The 14858-nt window shown below is 59.1% G+C and carries 13 protein-coding genes; 9 read left to right on the top strand and 4 right to left on the bottom strand.

Annotated elements, in window-relative coordinates; genetic code table 11:
• Positions 1 to 102 precede the first annotated feature (102 nt).
• The 7 genes from WG936_RS10505 (at position 103) to WG936_RS10475 (ending at position 7314) form a co-directional block, all read left to right on the top strand.
• Positions 103 to 1170: a C40 family peptidase gene (locus tag WG936_RS10505; RefSeq protein ID WP_339565195.1), complete on the top strand. Its 1068-nt coding sequence runs from the start codon at positions 103 to 105 to the stop codon at positions 1168 to 1170.
• Positions 1171 to 1182: 12 nt separating this feature from the next.
• Positions 1183 to 2295 carry a glycosyltransferase family 4 protein gene (locus WG936_RS10500; RefSeq protein ID WP_339565194.1) on the top strand — a complete coding sequence of 371 codons (1113 nt, stop codon included), beginning with the start codon at positions 1183 to 1185 and terminating at the stop codon, positions 2293 to 2295.
• A gap of 60 nt (positions 2296 to 2355) precedes the next feature.
• The gene (locus tag WG936_RS10495) at positions 2356 to 3342 is read left to right on the top strand and encodes an ROK family protein (RefSeq protein ID WP_339565193.1); all 987 of its coding nucleotides are present in this window, start codon (positions 2356 to 2358) and stop codon (positions 3340 to 3342) included.
• 25 nt (positions 3343 to 3367) lie between these two features.
• Positions 3368 to 4105, top strand: coding sequence for a lysophospholipid acyltransferase family protein (locus WG936_RS10490; RefSeq protein WP_339572885.1), 738 nt, complete (start codon positions 3368 to 3370; stop codon positions 4103 to 4105).
• Between the two features lie 106 nt (positions 4106 to 4211).
• A complete protein-coding gene (locus WG936_RS10485) occupies positions 4212 to 5354 on the top strand; it encodes an acyltransferase family protein (RefSeq protein WP_339572884.1) in 1143 nt (380 codons plus the stop codon).
• A 28-nt stretch (positions 5355 to 5382) separates the two neighbouring features.
• Entirely contained in the window at positions 5383 to 5889 is a 507-nt protein-coding gene (locus WG936_RS10480; protein ID WP_339565190.1) for a polyadenylate-specific 3'-exoribonuclease AS, read from the top strand.
• A 36-nt stretch (positions 5890 to 5925) separates the two neighbouring features.
• Entirely contained in the window at positions 5926 to 7314 is a 1389-nt protein-coding gene (locus WG936_RS10475; RefSeq protein WP_339565189.1) for a class II 3-deoxy-7-phosphoheptulonate synthase, read from the top strand.
• Between the two features lie 64 nt (positions 7315 to 7378).
• Here WG936_RS10475 and WG936_RS10470 read toward each other — a convergent pair whose 3' ends face one another.
• Both WG936_RS10470 and pknB read right to left on the bottom strand, forming a co-directional pair.
• Positions 7379 to 8500, bottom strand: coding sequence for a glycosyltransferase 87 family protein (locus WG936_RS10470; RefSeq protein ID WP_339565188.1), 1122 nt, complete (start codon positions 8498 to 8500; stop codon positions 7379 to 7381).
• A gap of 3 nt (positions 8501 to 8503) precedes the next feature.
• A complete protein-coding gene (gene pknB / locus WG936_RS10465; RefSeq protein WP_339572883.1) occupies positions 8504 to 10687 on the bottom strand; it encodes a Stk1 family PASTA domain-containing Ser/Thr kinase in 2184 nt (727 codons plus the stop codon).
• A gap of 62 nt (positions 10688 to 10749) precedes the next feature.
• Between pknB and WG936_RS10460 the strand changes: the two genes are divergently transcribed.
• Positions 10750 to 11118, top strand: coding sequence for an Rv2175c family DNA-binding protein (locus WG936_RS10460; protein ID WP_445227820.1), 369 nt, complete (start codon positions 10750 to 10752; stop codon positions 11116 to 11118).
• Here the strand turns inward: WG936_RS10460 and WG936_RS10455 are convergent.
• Positions 11115 to 12572 carry an alpha-(1->6)-mannopyranosyltransferase A gene (locus WG936_RS10455; RefSeq protein WP_339565185.1) on the bottom strand — a complete coding sequence of 486 codons (1458 nt, stop codon included), beginning with the start codon at positions 12570 to 12572 and terminating at the stop codon, positions 11115 to 11117. The two genes, WG936_RS10460 and WG936_RS10455, sit on opposite strands and share 4 nt — an antisense overlap.
• A 1-nt stretch (position 12573) precedes the next feature.
• Positions 12574 to 13668, bottom strand: coding sequence for a polyprenyl synthetase family protein (locus WG936_RS10450; protein WP_339572882.1), 1095 nt, complete (start codon positions 13666 to 13668; stop codon positions 12574 to 12576).
• An 88-nt stretch (positions 13669 to 13756) separates the two neighbouring features.
• Between WG936_RS10450 and WG936_RS10445 the strand changes: the two genes are divergently transcribed.
• Positions 13757 to 14692, top strand: a complete 936-nt coding sequence (locus WG936_RS10445; protein ID WP_339572881.1) for a methylenetetrahydrofolate reductase — start codon at positions 13757 to 13759, stop codon at positions 14690 to 14692.
• Positions 14693 to 14858: the final 166 nt, after the last annotated feature.

Here is a 14858-nt window from a genome sequence, read left to right as displayed (position 1 = left end):
TGGTTATTGCGCCGTTAATGACGTATTCTGAGAAGCAATTCGCACGCGCAAGACTCTCTGGTTCTCCCGTGCCTCCTTGTTACTGAAAAGGTCATTTCACCTGTGAAAACTTCGTCGATTCGCGGAGTGGTACTTGCTTCGCTAATTGCAGGATCCTCTGCACTACTTCCATTGGCGGCCCCAGTAGCATTTGCTGATCCAGCCGTCTCCACCGCACCGAGCGTTCCCGAAGCTAATGACATGGATAGCTTGGTGAAGGCGCTAGACGCTGCCTCTGAGCAAGTCTCCACAAAGAGCGAGGAATTCAAGCAGCTGCAGGCCGATGTTGATGCCAAAGAACACCGTCTTGGTGAACTGCGGGCACAATCAAAGACTGCGACGGCAGCTGCGGAACAAGCGCGGCAGGAAGAATTGCTGGCAAAGGGAGTAGTGGACGAGCTGGCGGCCACTAAATACCGTGGCGCTTTGATTGATCCAATCACCACCGTCATCAATTCGGATGGCCCGCAGAATGCTATTGACCGTTCCGCTTACATCTCCTCTTATCTTCGGCGTGCACAAGCCGCGTTGGATGAACAGCGTGCAAAATCGGCAGAAGCCGGAAGGCTTCATGGCGAAGCCGCACGGCTAGAGGCAGAAGCCGAGTTCCAAGTGAGCGATTTGAACCATAAGAAGTCCGAACTGGAGGCGCAGGACAAGGAGCTCCGGGGTCGCATTGCGGAGATTGAGAAGCGGATCAACGAGCTCAATCCGGCAGAGCGTGCCGCGTGGGAGCGTAAGAATGGCCCCGTCAAGCACAGTCTCGCTGGGATCACCTCGACTAACGCTGAGGGGATGAAAGCCCTCGAGGTAGCAATGACGAAGATCGGCGCTCCCTATGGTTGGGGTGCAGCTGGCCCGGATACCTTCGATTGCTCGGGCCTAGTGGTCTGGTCCTACGCACAACAGGGCAAGTCTTTGCCGCGTACTTCTCAAGCTCAAATGGCTGGCGGCGCGCCTGTTGACCGGGCTGCGCTGCAGCCTGGCGACGTCGTTGGTTTCTATCCCGGTGCCACACATGTGGGCATCTACGCGGGAGATGGAAAGATTGTCCACGCATCTGATTACGGCATCCCGCTGCAGGTTGTGAACATGGATTCCATGCCGTTTTATGGAGCGCGTCGCTATTAGGACTTACATCCGATGAAGGTTCTCCTGGTGACTAATGATTTCCCGCCCACCATAGGCGGGATTCAGTCTTATGTCCGCGATTTCCTCGCCACGCTCGATCCCCGAGATGTGATTGTTTTCGCCTCTACTCAGGACGCACTTGCCGCTGCGGCATGGGATGCGGAGAGTCCCTATACGGTGGTGCGGTGGCCACATCGAGTGATGCTGCCGACTCCTGCCACTGCACGGGAAATGGCACGACTCATTCGCGAACATGAAGTGGATACTATCTGGTTTGGCGCTGCTGCCCCCTTGGCTCTCATGGCTGGGCAGGCACGTGCCGCGGGAGCACGAAAGATCGTCGCTTCCACTCATGGACATGAAGTCGGTTGGTCGATGCTCCCGGTGGCGCGCCAGTGCCTAGGTGTGATCGGCCAACGCTGTGATGTGGTGACATACATTTCGGAATACACCCGGCGTCGATTAGCGCGGCCCTTTGGACGCGGCACCCGGTTTGCGCACCTGCCTTCGGGGGTCGCAGCGGACGCGTTTCTCAGTCCCGCCCCAGAGGCCTTAGCTGCTTTCCGGCAGCGCTGGGGCCTTGAATCCGGGCCAGTGGTCAGCTGCATCTCGCGGCTCGTCCCGCGCAAAGGACAAGACGCCTTGATTAAAGTGTGGCCCAAGATTCGTGAACGTTTTCCCGCAGCGCAACTATTGATCGTTGGGGACGGCAGCTATTGCACCCGGCTGAAGAAAATGGCTGGGAATGGCGTGGTGTTTACCGGACGAGTCTCGGATGAGGAACGCTTGTGCGCTCTAGCTATTAGTGACGTATTCGCGATGCCAGCCCGGACGCGAGGCTGGGGGTTGGACGTTGAGGGCCTTGGCATCGTTTATCTTGAGGCACAGGCCGCACGATGCGCAGTTATCGCCGGGAATTCCGGTGGCGCCCCGGAGACCGTCACCCCTGAGAGCGGCCGAGTCATTGACGGCCGAAACCTAGCAAGCCTAGAGCACGAACTGCTGACACTGCTTTCAGATGGGACCTTGAGGGCAGCCATGGGGGAGGCCGGTCTGCGAAACGTTCGGGAGAATTGGACGTGGGAGCAGCTGGGCGCGCGTTTCCAGGAAGTGTTACGTCCTTAACACCCACGCTATACTTAACGGGTTTGCTTGGTATGGCAAGGGAAGAGGGAGGTGGCTGCAGTGTCTGAGCAACTCGATCACGTCACGTTAGGGTTTGACATCGGCGGTACCAACCTGCGGGCCGCCGCCGTTACTGCGGATGGCACGATCGTCGAACGTATGCAGCTGAAGTCTTACGGGACTGAGCGCAGCATGGAAGACTCGATCGTTCATATGAGCATGGATTTCATCGAGCGGTACCACGTGCTTGGAATAGGAATCGCAGTAGCTGGTTTCCTCACCGCAGGGCGCGAAAGGGTGCGCTTCGCCCCCCATCTGCCGTGGCGCGATGCGCCATTGCAAGAACGACTAGCTGCCCGGCTTCCTGTGCCCGTTGCGTTGGAACATGACGCAAACTCCGCAGCGATAGCGGAGGCGGCCTACGGCGCAGCGCGCGATGCTGAGACCTGGGTGCTGGTCAGCGTTGGCACCGGCATTGGGGCTGCGCTGGTTCACCGCGGTGAAATATATCGCGGGGCATTTGGCACCGCTCCGGAGCTTGGGCATCTTCCGGTGGTTCCCGACGGCCGAGAATGCCCATGTGGCAAGCGTGGCTGCCTGGAGCGATACTGCTCGGGGACAGCGCTCGCTGCTACGGCCATCGAGCTAAGCGCACAGCACGGCTCCTCAGACCAAGCGTGGACCGGGGAATCTGTGATTGCGGCAGCGCGCACTGAAGACCCCATAGCGCTGGCCGCAATGGCTGATTTCACCCACTGGCTCGGGGTTACTCTCGCCATGACTAGCGATATCTTCGATCCCGAACTGATTGTCCTCGGGGGTGGTGTGTCTGCGGATGGTGATGTATTCCTGCCCACGGCCGTCGAGAAGGCGCAGCGGGAGATCGTCGGAGCCGGTCACCGGCCTTTTCCTGAGGTGAAGCTGGCGCAGTTGGGTAACGATGCCGGCATCATCGGTGCGGCCCGAATGGCAAGGATTGCAGCAGACACAGGGCGCACAATGGGCAAAGCTGGCACAGCCCAAGGTAAGGTTGGAAAAGTTCAGTAATTCAAGGCCGAGGTGGAGAGTCGAGATGCGCAACAAGTGGTACTGGCTGTTTAAGAACGTCTTTGTTGGCCCGTTCTTGCGCGTCTACAACCGTCCGACCATTATTGGTGCGGAAAACATCCCAGCAACGGGCGGGGCATTACTGGTGTCGAACCACCAGGCAGTGATGGATTCTTTCTACCTGCCGCTACTGTGCCCAAGGCAAATTACGTTTCCGGCTAAGAAGGAATACTTCACCGGAACCGGTGTGAAGGGGAAACTGCAGCGTTGGTTCTTTACCAGCGTCGGCCAGATTCCTATCGACCGCAGCTCGGGTGACGCCGCGCAGTCAGCTATGGATGCAGGTGAGGCCGTTATCAAGCGTGGCGACGTCCTTTGCATCTACCCGGAAGGAACTCGCTCCCCAGATGGACGCCTATACCGTGGCAAGACGGGAATGGCGCGTATTGCCATGGCCACCAAGGCCCCGATCATTCCAGTGGCGATGCTCGGAACCCGAAAGGCAAACCCCATCGGCTCGTGGATACCGCGACCAACGCGGGTAGGCATTGTCATTGGTGCCCCGATAGATCCAATGCAGTTCGCCGCGGAACGCGGATTGGATGCGAACGAATACAGCACGCAGCGCGAACTCACCGATCATGTGATGCACGTCTTGGCGGAGCTTTCGGGCCAGACCTATGTCGACGTTTATGCAGCTGACGTGAAGAAATCCTTGGAAGCTGGCAGGGGATATCCGCCAGCAGCCATGCCCGGAGCGTAGTTTCTAAGTTTGGCCCCGCACTTTACTTTGGGTTAACCTAGGAAAACCCTGGAGAATCCTATGGGATTCCAGTTTTCTAGTAGTTAATCGCAACAAGTAAGGCAATATGGCGGCGCAGGTTGAGAAAGAATACCTGGATTGGCCCGACGCAGCTCGGGGACTTTCAATCCTCGGTGTGTTGTTTCTGCACGCGACCCTAGTAGTGCCCAATGGGCTTGAAAGCTGGCCCGCCAAAGTAAATGCCTTTCTGGACCCGATGCGGATGCCACTGTTCTTTGTAGTCAGTGGCTTCTTGGCTGCCAAGGTTTTGCACTTCACGCTGGCGGAACTGCTGTTTAAACGCGTGTGGTTCATCCTCATCCCTTACGCAATTTGGGCGCCCGTCGAGCTGTGGCTGAAGTACGTGGAATGGCACAAGTTTCTTGCCGATCCCGAGCCCACCTGGGACATTGTCTTTAAGACTGTCCTGGAAGGATCCACCTTGATGTGGTTCTTGTATTGCCTGGTGGTGGTGACCATAATTGCCTGGGCTACACGCGCGCTAGCTACCCCGTGGGTGTTTGTCCTCAGTGTGCTTCCGCTTTGCGCCTTGTTGATAGAGGAACGCCCAGTAATCGTCAATCATGTGGCGTTGTACCTACCGATCTTCCTGATTGGTGTCCGCTGCAAACCGGCCATTTCATATTTCACGAAGAACGCGTTCCACCCGCTAGCCCTCGCGCTTACGGCGCTCACCTACGCGGGCTCACGCAAACTCGACCTACTGTGGATCCACCAGTGGTCCGTAGACTTTGTCGGTTGGCCACTGTGGTCTGACCACGTGCTGGGATTCTATGAGGCGGAACTGCTGGTGAAACTGCCCGTGCGAGTTCTGACGCTGCCAGCGGCGCTGCTGCTCGCCGTGGCTATTGCAAAGTTGCCTGCAGTATTTCCTGTGTTGCGGTTTTTCGGGCGTAACACTCTGGTGCTGTACATCGGGCACGGCTTCGGGCTGACCCTGTTGTTCTGCTTCCCGTTCCTGTTCCGGGGCCTACCCTTCGAAATCGGTGCCCAAAACCCCTTGCACAACGCCACAGTGTGGGTATGGATGTGCGTAGTCTTCAGCTTGGTCGGTGGGGCAGCCTTCCACCTCATTTCCAAGATCCCCGTTCTGGGGTGGTCAGTAAAGCCGCCGGCGGTCTACGAGCAGCTGCTAGCAATACTGGGGCAACAGTCCGAGCCTGCACACCGCCGACTATTGTTGAGGTAGAACCGACGCTCAACTAGAAAGCCTCTGCGTGCGCTATTTTTATGACACCGAATTCATCGAGGACGGCCAGACTATCGAGCTGGTCTCCATCGCAATAGTGGCTGAGGATGGCCGCGAGTACTACGCCGTCTCCACGGAATTCGACGCATCCAAGGCCAATGCCTGGGTAGCGGCGAATGTCCTTGCGCAACTACCCAATCCGAGCGATCCGGCGTGGAAGTCCGAGGAACGCATTCGGCAAGAGGTATATGAGTTCTTGACGTCGACAGGCACCCAGCCCCAATTGTGGGCGTGGGTCGGCGCCTATGACCACGTGTTGCTTGCCCAACTATGGGGCGACATGGCGGGTTTGCCACGGGCCATTCCGCGCTACACCCGGGAGCTCAAGCAGTATTGGGAAATGGCCGGTTATCCAAAGCTGCCGCCGATTCCGCAGGGCAATCACGATGCGCTGGTAGATGCACGCCACAACCTAGCTAAGTTCCAGGTGTGTATGCAGGCGCTGCCTATCGACGCCAAGAACTGCGTCAACTAGTTCGCTCCGCCCATCTAGCGTGGTAGTTTGTGGAGTGTGAGTTGGACTGTTGATATCCCTGTAAACGAGCTACCAAGCCTCCCACCATTGCCGCCCGGAATGGAGGAGCGCTTCCGTGACGTTATCGCGCGTGACGCGCATCAGCAGCCGACCTGGGATGAAGGGCAATCAGCCGCGGTGCGCCGCATCCTAGAGACTGTGCCGCCGATCGTGGTGCCACAGGAAATCCGCAACCTGAAGAAGCAGCTGGCTGACGTCGCCTTGGGCAAGGCTTTCCTGCTGCAGGGTGGAGACTGCGCCGAGACCTTCGAGAGCAACACTGAGCAGCACATCCGAGCTAACGTTAAGACTCTGCTGCAGATGGCAGTAGTGCTGACTTACGGTGCCTCGACTCCGGTAGTCAAAATGGCCCGTATTGCAGGTCAGTACGCCAAGCCGCGCTCTTCTGACCTCGACGCTACGGGCTTGCCGAATTATCGCGGTGACATCGTCAACGGGGTGGAGGCTACCCCGGAGGCGCGTCGCCACGACCCGGCCCGCATGATCCGTGCATACGCTAACTCTTCGGCCGCGATGAACTTGGTGCGTGCGCTCACCAGCTCTGGTACCGCTGATTTGCGCAGTCTCCACGAGTGGAACCGCGAGTTCGTGCAGAATTCTCCTGCCGGTGCGCGTTATGAAGCGCTGGCCCGGGAGATCGAGGCTGGTCTGCGATTCATGGATGCCTGTGGAGTGGATGACCCTGGTCTGCGCGCCGCCGATATCTTTGCCTCCCATGAGGCTCTCCTGGTGGACTACGAGCGCGCGATGCTGCGCCTGGATGAGAACCAGGAAGAACTCTGGGACGTGTCCGCACACCAGCTTTGGATCGGGGAGCGTACCCGTGGCATTGATGATTTCCACGTCAATTTCGCTGCGCTGATCGCGAACCCCGTAGGCATCAAGATCGGCCCTTCCATCACACCGGAGGAAGCTGTGGCATACGTGGCAAAGCTCGATCCGAATAATGAACCTGGCCGGGTAACCATCGTGGCACGCATGGGTCATGACAAGATTCGTGAGGTTCTTCCCGGCATCGTCCAGGCTGTAGAGAATGCTGGGCACAAGGTCATTTGGCAGTCGGACCCGATGCACGGCAATACCTACACCTCCTCCAATGGCTACAAAACGCGGCACTTTGACAAGGTCATCGATGAGGTGCAGGGCTTCTTTGAAGTGCACCGCGCGTTGGGCACCCACCCCGGTGGTATTCATATCGAATTGACCGGTGAGAACGTCACCGAGTGCTTGGGTGGTGCAGAGGACATCACTGATGTTGATCTGCCGGGGCGGTATGAGTCGGCGTGTGATCCGCGTTTGAACACTCAGCAATCCCTGGAGCTGGCGTTCCTGGTGGCGGAGATGCTGCGTAACCAGCGTCGTTAGCCCAAAATTAGCTGTTTCGGCGCCTCTGGAAGGATTGATCCCAGAGGCGCCTTTTGCTTGGGTACTAAACCGGCGCGACCTTCGGGAAAAGTCGCAGCGTGACCACAAAATACGCCAGGCAAAGCACCGCGAAGCTGGCCACCACAATGGACTCCAGCCACGGTAGTGGTGCCGCAAGCGGGAACACAAAGATCAGCAGGAAGAACGTCAAGGCAGCAAGCACCTTAAACACGTCCTGCCGTACGCCGACTGCAGCTGCAGATTTGATCGCGAGCAGTGCGAGTACCGGCAACCACGTCCAGTGATGCGTCCAGCTAATTGGGCTGACCAGCAGACCAATCGCCGCAATGAATACCAGGCTCAGCACAGGCTGGCCACAGCGGTGTGCCCGGTAGGCGGCCCATACCCCCAAGGCGAGGCTGACTACTAGGGCGAGGTACCACACTGCATCCGGCGCCCCCAGGCGGAGCAGATCACCCTTGAGAGCGGCGTTGTAGATGTAGGCGGGATTGCCGACGCGGTTCGGGTCGACGAGAGCTTCGGTGAAATAGGTCCAGGTATCCCGTGGTTTCCATACCGCCATCCCGAGCGTTGCCGCAGCGCCGCCAGCCAGCATTCCCAGCAAACCACGGAAGTCGCGGCGTACTAAGAACCACAACAGGAAAATTCCTGGGGTGACCTTGATCGCTGCGGCGATGCCAATCAGCACTCCGCGCGGGAGCCATGCTGGGCGTTTATCAAAAGCGTCCGCCAGGATCAGCGTCATCAGGAAGATGTTGATCTGGCCGAAGCTGAGGGTGTTGAAGGTGGGGTGTGCGCACAGGAAGAGCGCAGTGACAACAGCAGTGGGCACCGGTAATGCGAGCCAGCGCGCAATCGCCCACAGGCAGGCCAGGCAGGCGCACAGATAAAGCGTGACGACGACCGGAAATGGGAGCCAGGCGAAAGTACTGAAGAGGAATGCCGCGAAAGGGGGATAGGTGAAGGGGAGCCCGTTACCAGACTCGCCAAAGGACGCAGCGTAGAGCGGCAACCCGCGGAGAAAAGTCATTCCGCCATGGGCATACACCTGCAGGTCAATTGCGCCGCGTAGGCGCACGCCGCTGGGACTGACAACGATTCGGCTGAACAGGGCAATGACGATGATTGTTGCCCACGCAATGGGTGCGGCGTACTTGGTTTTCATTCTTTAGATAGTTGTCAGTTCTATACTCGTGCGCGGCTCGACTTTGCTTCCAGCTCGAGGGCTCTGCCGGATTACTCTGTCGCCCGAGCGGTTAACAGAAACACCCAGACCCTGGGCGCCGAGGATGGCGGTTGCTTCTTGCACCGTCTTTCCTGTCACAGATGCTACCTTGATTTTTGATGCGACTGTAACTTTTAGCTCCGCAGAAGCAGGATCTACCAGATCGCCTGCCTTTCGCGATACCCCCACGATCTCATTGGGGACGTCGCCAGCCGCATTAGAGCGCTCCACGGTGACGATGAATCCGGCCGCTGCTAGCTCTGACTGCACCTTATCCAGCGAGGTTCCTTCTAAGTCCGGAACCTGCAGCGCATTGGAGACCTTCAGATCCACAGCGGAGCCTTTGGCAAGCTTCGAGGACGCGCCCGGACTACTGGAAATCACGTGCCCCTGGGCATGCTGTGGGGAGTAGTCCTCGGAAATAGACCCAACGTGTAAACCCGCTTGTTCCAGCATCGCACGCGCAGTGTCGAGTTCACGCCCAGCGACGTCTGGGACCGGGATTGGGGCGGCCCCTTTGCTCAGGGAAGCGGTGATCGTGGAACCGGTTCGCACGCTCACCCCAGCCGCAGGAGAAACCTGGGCGATTGCGCCGACCGGAACCGACTCAGAATAAACATCGTCGCCGATCTCCAACTTCAGAGTGCGTTCCTCTACGCTGCGCCGATATTCGGCGATATCACCGCCGATTGGCAACGCTGGCACCGTGGGCTGACCTTGTGAGATGAGTACCGTTACCTGATCAGATCGCGGCACTCGTTGCCCAAAAGGGGGTTCAGTGCCCACCGCCTTTCCTACCGGAACATCATCCGAATAGGAATCCGCTATGACGGGATCAAAACCGGCCTCGGATACTGCTGCGACTGCTGCGGCCTGCTCCATGCCGAGGATCTGCGGAATCTCGCCATAGCGACCCGAGCCGAACCACCATCCGCCTACGGCCACAGCTGAAATCAGCAGCGCAACCACCAGTAGCCACGCAATGAGCTTGATCGGGGAACGGTTACTTACCGGCTGAGATTCTTCAAAAGCGATATCTGGCGGCTGCTGGTCCCTCATCTCCAGGCCACGGGGCGGTAGTGGTGTTGGCAGGGGAGCGCGTTCCATTGGGGTGGCCGCGACGGGAAATGCCGCGGTTTCCGGGGCAACTGGTTCCGGCTCCTGATACGGCGGCAAGATGCTGGTTGAGTGGGCAGTGTCCGGAGCCAGGGGCTGCGCAGCGGGCAGCGGGGAGACAATCTCTGTGGCGCGCGAGGCCGCCGTATCGGTGGGAACTGGCACCTTGAAAGAAGGTAACTCCAGTTCAGTCGCAACGTCTTCGAGCGCTGCGAGGAAGTCGGCGGCCGTCGCGAAGCGCTCGGCAGGGCTGCGGTGAGTGGCGGCGACGACTAACTCGTCGAATAGCGATGGCACGCCGTCGATGCGCGAGCTCGGGAGTGGGACGTCCTGGTTCAGGCGTCGCATCGCGTGGGCGAGCTGGGTATCGCCATCAAATGGGGTGGTGCCGGTGAGCAACTCGAACAGGAGCACCCCGGCCGAATAGACATCTGAGGCGGGCCCAATCTGCGCTCCGCTGACCTGTTCAGGGGAAAGATAGGAGACTGTGCCAACGATGCTGTCGGAGGTGCGATCCGAAGAAGAAACCGCCCGGACTAGGCCGAAATCGGCAAGCTTAACGCGGTGATCGGAATTGATCAGGACGTTGTCCGGCTTAATATCTCGGTGGACGAGTCCCTTTTGGTGCGCCGCAGTCAGACCCGTCAACACGCCCCGCATCACTTGGGTTGCGGCATGAGGAGGCATCGGACCCCGCTCGGCCAGCAGCTCGCGCAACGTGCCGCCAGTGATGAGCTCCATGACGAGGAAAGCGTGGTCACCGGTGGAGTTGAAGTCATAGACATTCACCAGATTCGGGTGGTTGAGCTGCGCCATTGACTTTGCTTCACGTTCGAAACGGCTCCGGAAGACAGGATCGTCCAAGTAGCGCTCGTCCATCACCTTCGCGGCGACGGGCCGGCTCAGCCTCATATCAACGCAGCGATAGACCGTAGACATGCCGCCTTTGGCAATCTGCGTTTCTACCCGATAGCGCCCATCGAGGATGTCACCGACCATTACATTGCTCATGGGGAATAGTATGGCCCACCGAACTGCGAGAACGCTAGGCGACCCGGGTAGACTGTGTGCTTGTGAGTTCTATTCCTTCTGCACACGACGTACTTTCCGCCGATGAACCCTTGTTGACGATTCCCGAATTTGCGGATCGTATGGGTGTGGTGGTGACCCGAGTTTTCCACCTGTTGCGTGAGCGCCAGCTCATCGCAGTTAACCGTGATGGCGTCAAATACTTGCCGGAGCGCTTCCTTGCCGAGGACGGCCACCTGGTGAAATTTGTCCCCGGTGTAATCGCGCTCCTCAGCGATGGCGGCTACACCGACGAAGAAATCATCGGCTACTTGTTTACTGACGATGATTCGCTACCCGGACGCCCGGTGGATGCGCTGCACGGTCACCTCGCTCGGGAAGTGATGCGGCGCGCGCAGTCGATGGCCATTTAGGCCGACCGCTGGGCTGCTTCCTCACCGAAAACAAATTGGGTTAGCAGCCAAGCGCCAACAACGACTCCCGCCATCCAGGTGATGTTATACAACATGTGATTGCCGCTGCCTGTGAAGGATGCGGCAATCACCACGGAGAGCATTGTGGTGAGCCGACGCACCTTAACCGGCTGTGGAAACGTCCCGACTAGGTTGAGCAAGCTGGTGTAGTACCAGGGCAGGGTTACCGCGTTGAAAACCACGGCCACAGCATAGGCAGCGACGATGCCCATGACAGCCCGCACGCGGTTCTTGCGGAATATCCACCAGACAGTTACCAAACCAACCAGCATCAGCACCTGGCTGATCGGGCGGGTAAATACGAGGAAGTTGTTGTAATCAATGTCCTCGTTGATTAGCTGTCCGATGGGCGTGAGCACGCCGGCGACGAAAGACGGCAGCGCCAGCGGATTGATCACCTTAGAGTTGCCGGAGATCTGCGAAATCCAGCCCCAAGAAGCGCCGGAGGCCCAGGTAACTGCGCCGACCACCGCTACTGTCAGGGCGGTCATCCACACGCCACTGAGGACGAATGCCAGACAACGTTGCGCGATGCTCGGCTCGGCGCTCGTGCGATGCGCGAACTTGCGCATGGCCATCCACACCATAAACGGCAATGCGAACACCGCGGTTGCTTTCAGTGACACCGAAATGGCCACCAGTACTACCGCGGGAACGAAGCGGTCTCGGATCGCACACAGCACGCCGACGCTCACCAACCCCACCATGAGGGACTCATTGTGCATGCCGCCGATGAGATGGAAAATCATCACCGGGTTAGCCACACCGAGCCACAACGCCCAGCGCGGATCGGCCCCCAGCTCGGTAGCGATGCGTGGTACGGACCAGGCGATCATCAGGAAGCCACAGATCGAGACCACCTTGTAAAGAACTACGCCCAGGGTGACGTTGTCGCCCACTATCGAGGTGATAATCTCGCCGATCCACAAGTGCAGCGGGCCATAAGGGGTGGTGGTATTGCGCCAGTCATGGCTAACTTCCAGCAGCATGGGGCCGGGATTGATGGCTGCGCCTTGGGTATAGGGGTCGAAGCCGTCGCGAAGCATTGCGCCCTGCATCAGATACGAGTACACGTCGCGGGACAAAATCGGGGCTGCAAAGGTCAGCGGCGCGATCCACCAGATCAAGACCCGTCGCAGTGAGCCTGCGGTGATGGCGGCCGGCTCCAGGCGGAGGCGTCGTCCCAGGACCACCCAAGCGGCGATCATCCCCAGCATGCCGACCCACAGTAGGGCGTTGCTCAGGGCAGCGCCGTGCCCATACGCAAACAGTGAAAGCCCGAGGTGTTCGAGCACTCCACCACGATTGCGGATCGCGCCCGCCCCAAACGAGGCGATAGTGATCAAGCAGGCGGAAAGAAGCCCCAACCAGGGGGTACGCAAAAAGGAAGTCACGCTAGACCTGTCGCTTCGTGGCTCGGATCGCCAATTCGCGCAGCTTCAGGCGCACTTCTTCAGACAGCTCGGTGCCTTCGAGGTGCTGCAACCCAGTCTCCGTCAGTTCTGCGATTCGCTTTTCGACGACATCGTCCGCGCCCAACTCAGCAATGATTCTTGCCAATGCAGCGAGTTGCTGCGGGTCATCGGTGGCCCCAATGCCGGTGCGCAGCGCAGTGGCATGGGCCGGCGCATCGGCATCCGCGCGACGCAGCGCCTCCGCTAGCAGCACTGTGCGCTTTCCTTCCCGAAGGTCATCGCCAGCAGGCTTGCCGGTGATGTTGGGATCTCCAAAGACTCCTAGGAGGTCATCGCGAAGTTGGAACGCGATGCCGATGTCATGGCCGAAGGCGCGGTAGGCGTCGACAAGCGGGGCAGGAGCATCTGCGAGTGCAGCGCCGATATGGAGCGGGCGCTCGATGGTGTACGCGGCGGTTTTGAAGCGGTTGACCTTTTCCGCGATGTCCGCGCGCTCATTGGCGGAACTCTCGGCGGTGATATCGAGGATCTGGCCCGCGATGACCTCGGTTTTCATAGCGCTCCACGGGGCGCGGACCCGGCGCAATGCGGCATCGGACAGTCCCGAACGCTGCAGCATTTCCTCGGCCCAGGACAGTGCAAGGTCTCCGATGAGGATCGCGACCCCGGTGCCGAAGTCTGCGGCATCTCCGACCCACCCGCTGATGTTGTGATTGGCCTCCACCCTGCGGTGCACGGTGGGGGAGCCACGACGCGTATCTGAGGCATCAATGATGTCATCGTGAATGAGCGCGCAGGCCTGAATGAACTCTAGCGCCGACACCGCCCGCAGCACTGCCATCGGGTCTTCCTCGACATGTCCGCCTGCGCCCTGATAACCCGCCCAGGCGAACATCGGACGCATGCGTTTGCCGCCACCCATCACCATGTCTTCCAGCAGCGACACTGCATCGAGGACCACCGCGTCGATCTCCGCGACAACGGCCCGCTGCGAATTGAAAAACTCCGCGAGGCACTCATTGACCGCCGCCGGAATGTTCTCCAGCGTCAGGTCTTGGGAATCGAAAGTAGTCACAGCACTTCCCTCACTTGTAGTTGGCCGAGCACCCTACTTTTGCGGAAACCCCGCAAACAGCACTTCTATAACAATAAGATACCTAGCCATGGCAGAACCACGACATACCCCTATTTCCACGCTGCTAGCCGAGCCAAACGATGCGCGCGTCAAATTCTCCGTGGAATTCATGCCGCCGAGAGACGACGCCGCGGAAATGCGCCTGTGGAACGCAGCCACTGCTTTTCAGCGACTTGGGGTTAGCTTTGCCTCAGTCACCTACGGAGCAGGTGGTTCCACCCGTGACCGCACCTTCAGAGTAGCCAAGCGCCTCGCGGCGATGCCATTGCCGACACTCGTGCACCTCACCCTCGTCGAGCACTCTGTTGCCGAGCTAACCGAAATCCTCTCCGCCTACGCTCAAGCAGGACTGACGAATCTGCTCGCGCTCCGCGGCGACCCCCCAGGCGACCCCCTCGGCGAATGGCGCAAGGATCCGGCCGGACTCGAATACACCAGGGAGCTCATCGAGCACGTGCGCAAGACCCCGGCATCCGCCGACTTCGACATCGGCATCGCAGCATTTCCCGAGGGACATCACCGGGCTGCGAACCTCGAGGCCGATACTTCCTACACGCTGGAAAAGCTGCGCGCCGGGGCGAATTATGCGATCACCCAAGTATTCTTCGACGCAGAGCACTTCTTAAGCCTGCGGGATCGCCTGATTGCTGCCGATCCCGAACAAGGCACAAAGCCACTCGTACCGGGAATCATGCCCATCACCAGTCTGCGTTCAGTTGAGAAACAGATCGAGCTTTCTGGAGCCACGTTGCCGTCTGCGGTGGCAGTCCGCCTCAACAAAGCTGCAGCTAGCGGCCCAGCGGCAGTTCGCGAAGAGGGGATTGCGCTGTCTACCGAGATGGCGGAAAAACTCATTGCTGAAGGCGTCCCTGACCTGCACTTCATGACAATGAACTTTGCAAAAGCAACGCACGAGGTACTACACAACCTTGGGATGGCCCCAGCGTGGCAGCCGGCTGGCTAGTTGGGATGTTGGGTTGCCGGTGCTTTTGGATCGGGTGGTTTTTCCGAATTCCGACTTTCATGATCCGACTTTCGCTTGTCGGCATTGGGAAATCTGCAGGTCGCCGATGGGTGGTTTAGTTCCGCGTCGAAACATGGAAGTCGGATTTCGGCGGCTGGTGCTATGT

It is taken from the genome of Corynebacterium sp. H127, from assembly GCF_037482665.1.
In the GTDB taxonomy this organism is placed as follows: domain Bacteria; phylum Actinomycetota; class Actinomycetes; order Mycobacteriales; family Mycobacteriaceae; genus Corynebacterium.
Note: the sequence above shows the minus strand (reverse complement) of the source record. Positions and strands in the feature narration are given on the sequence as shown.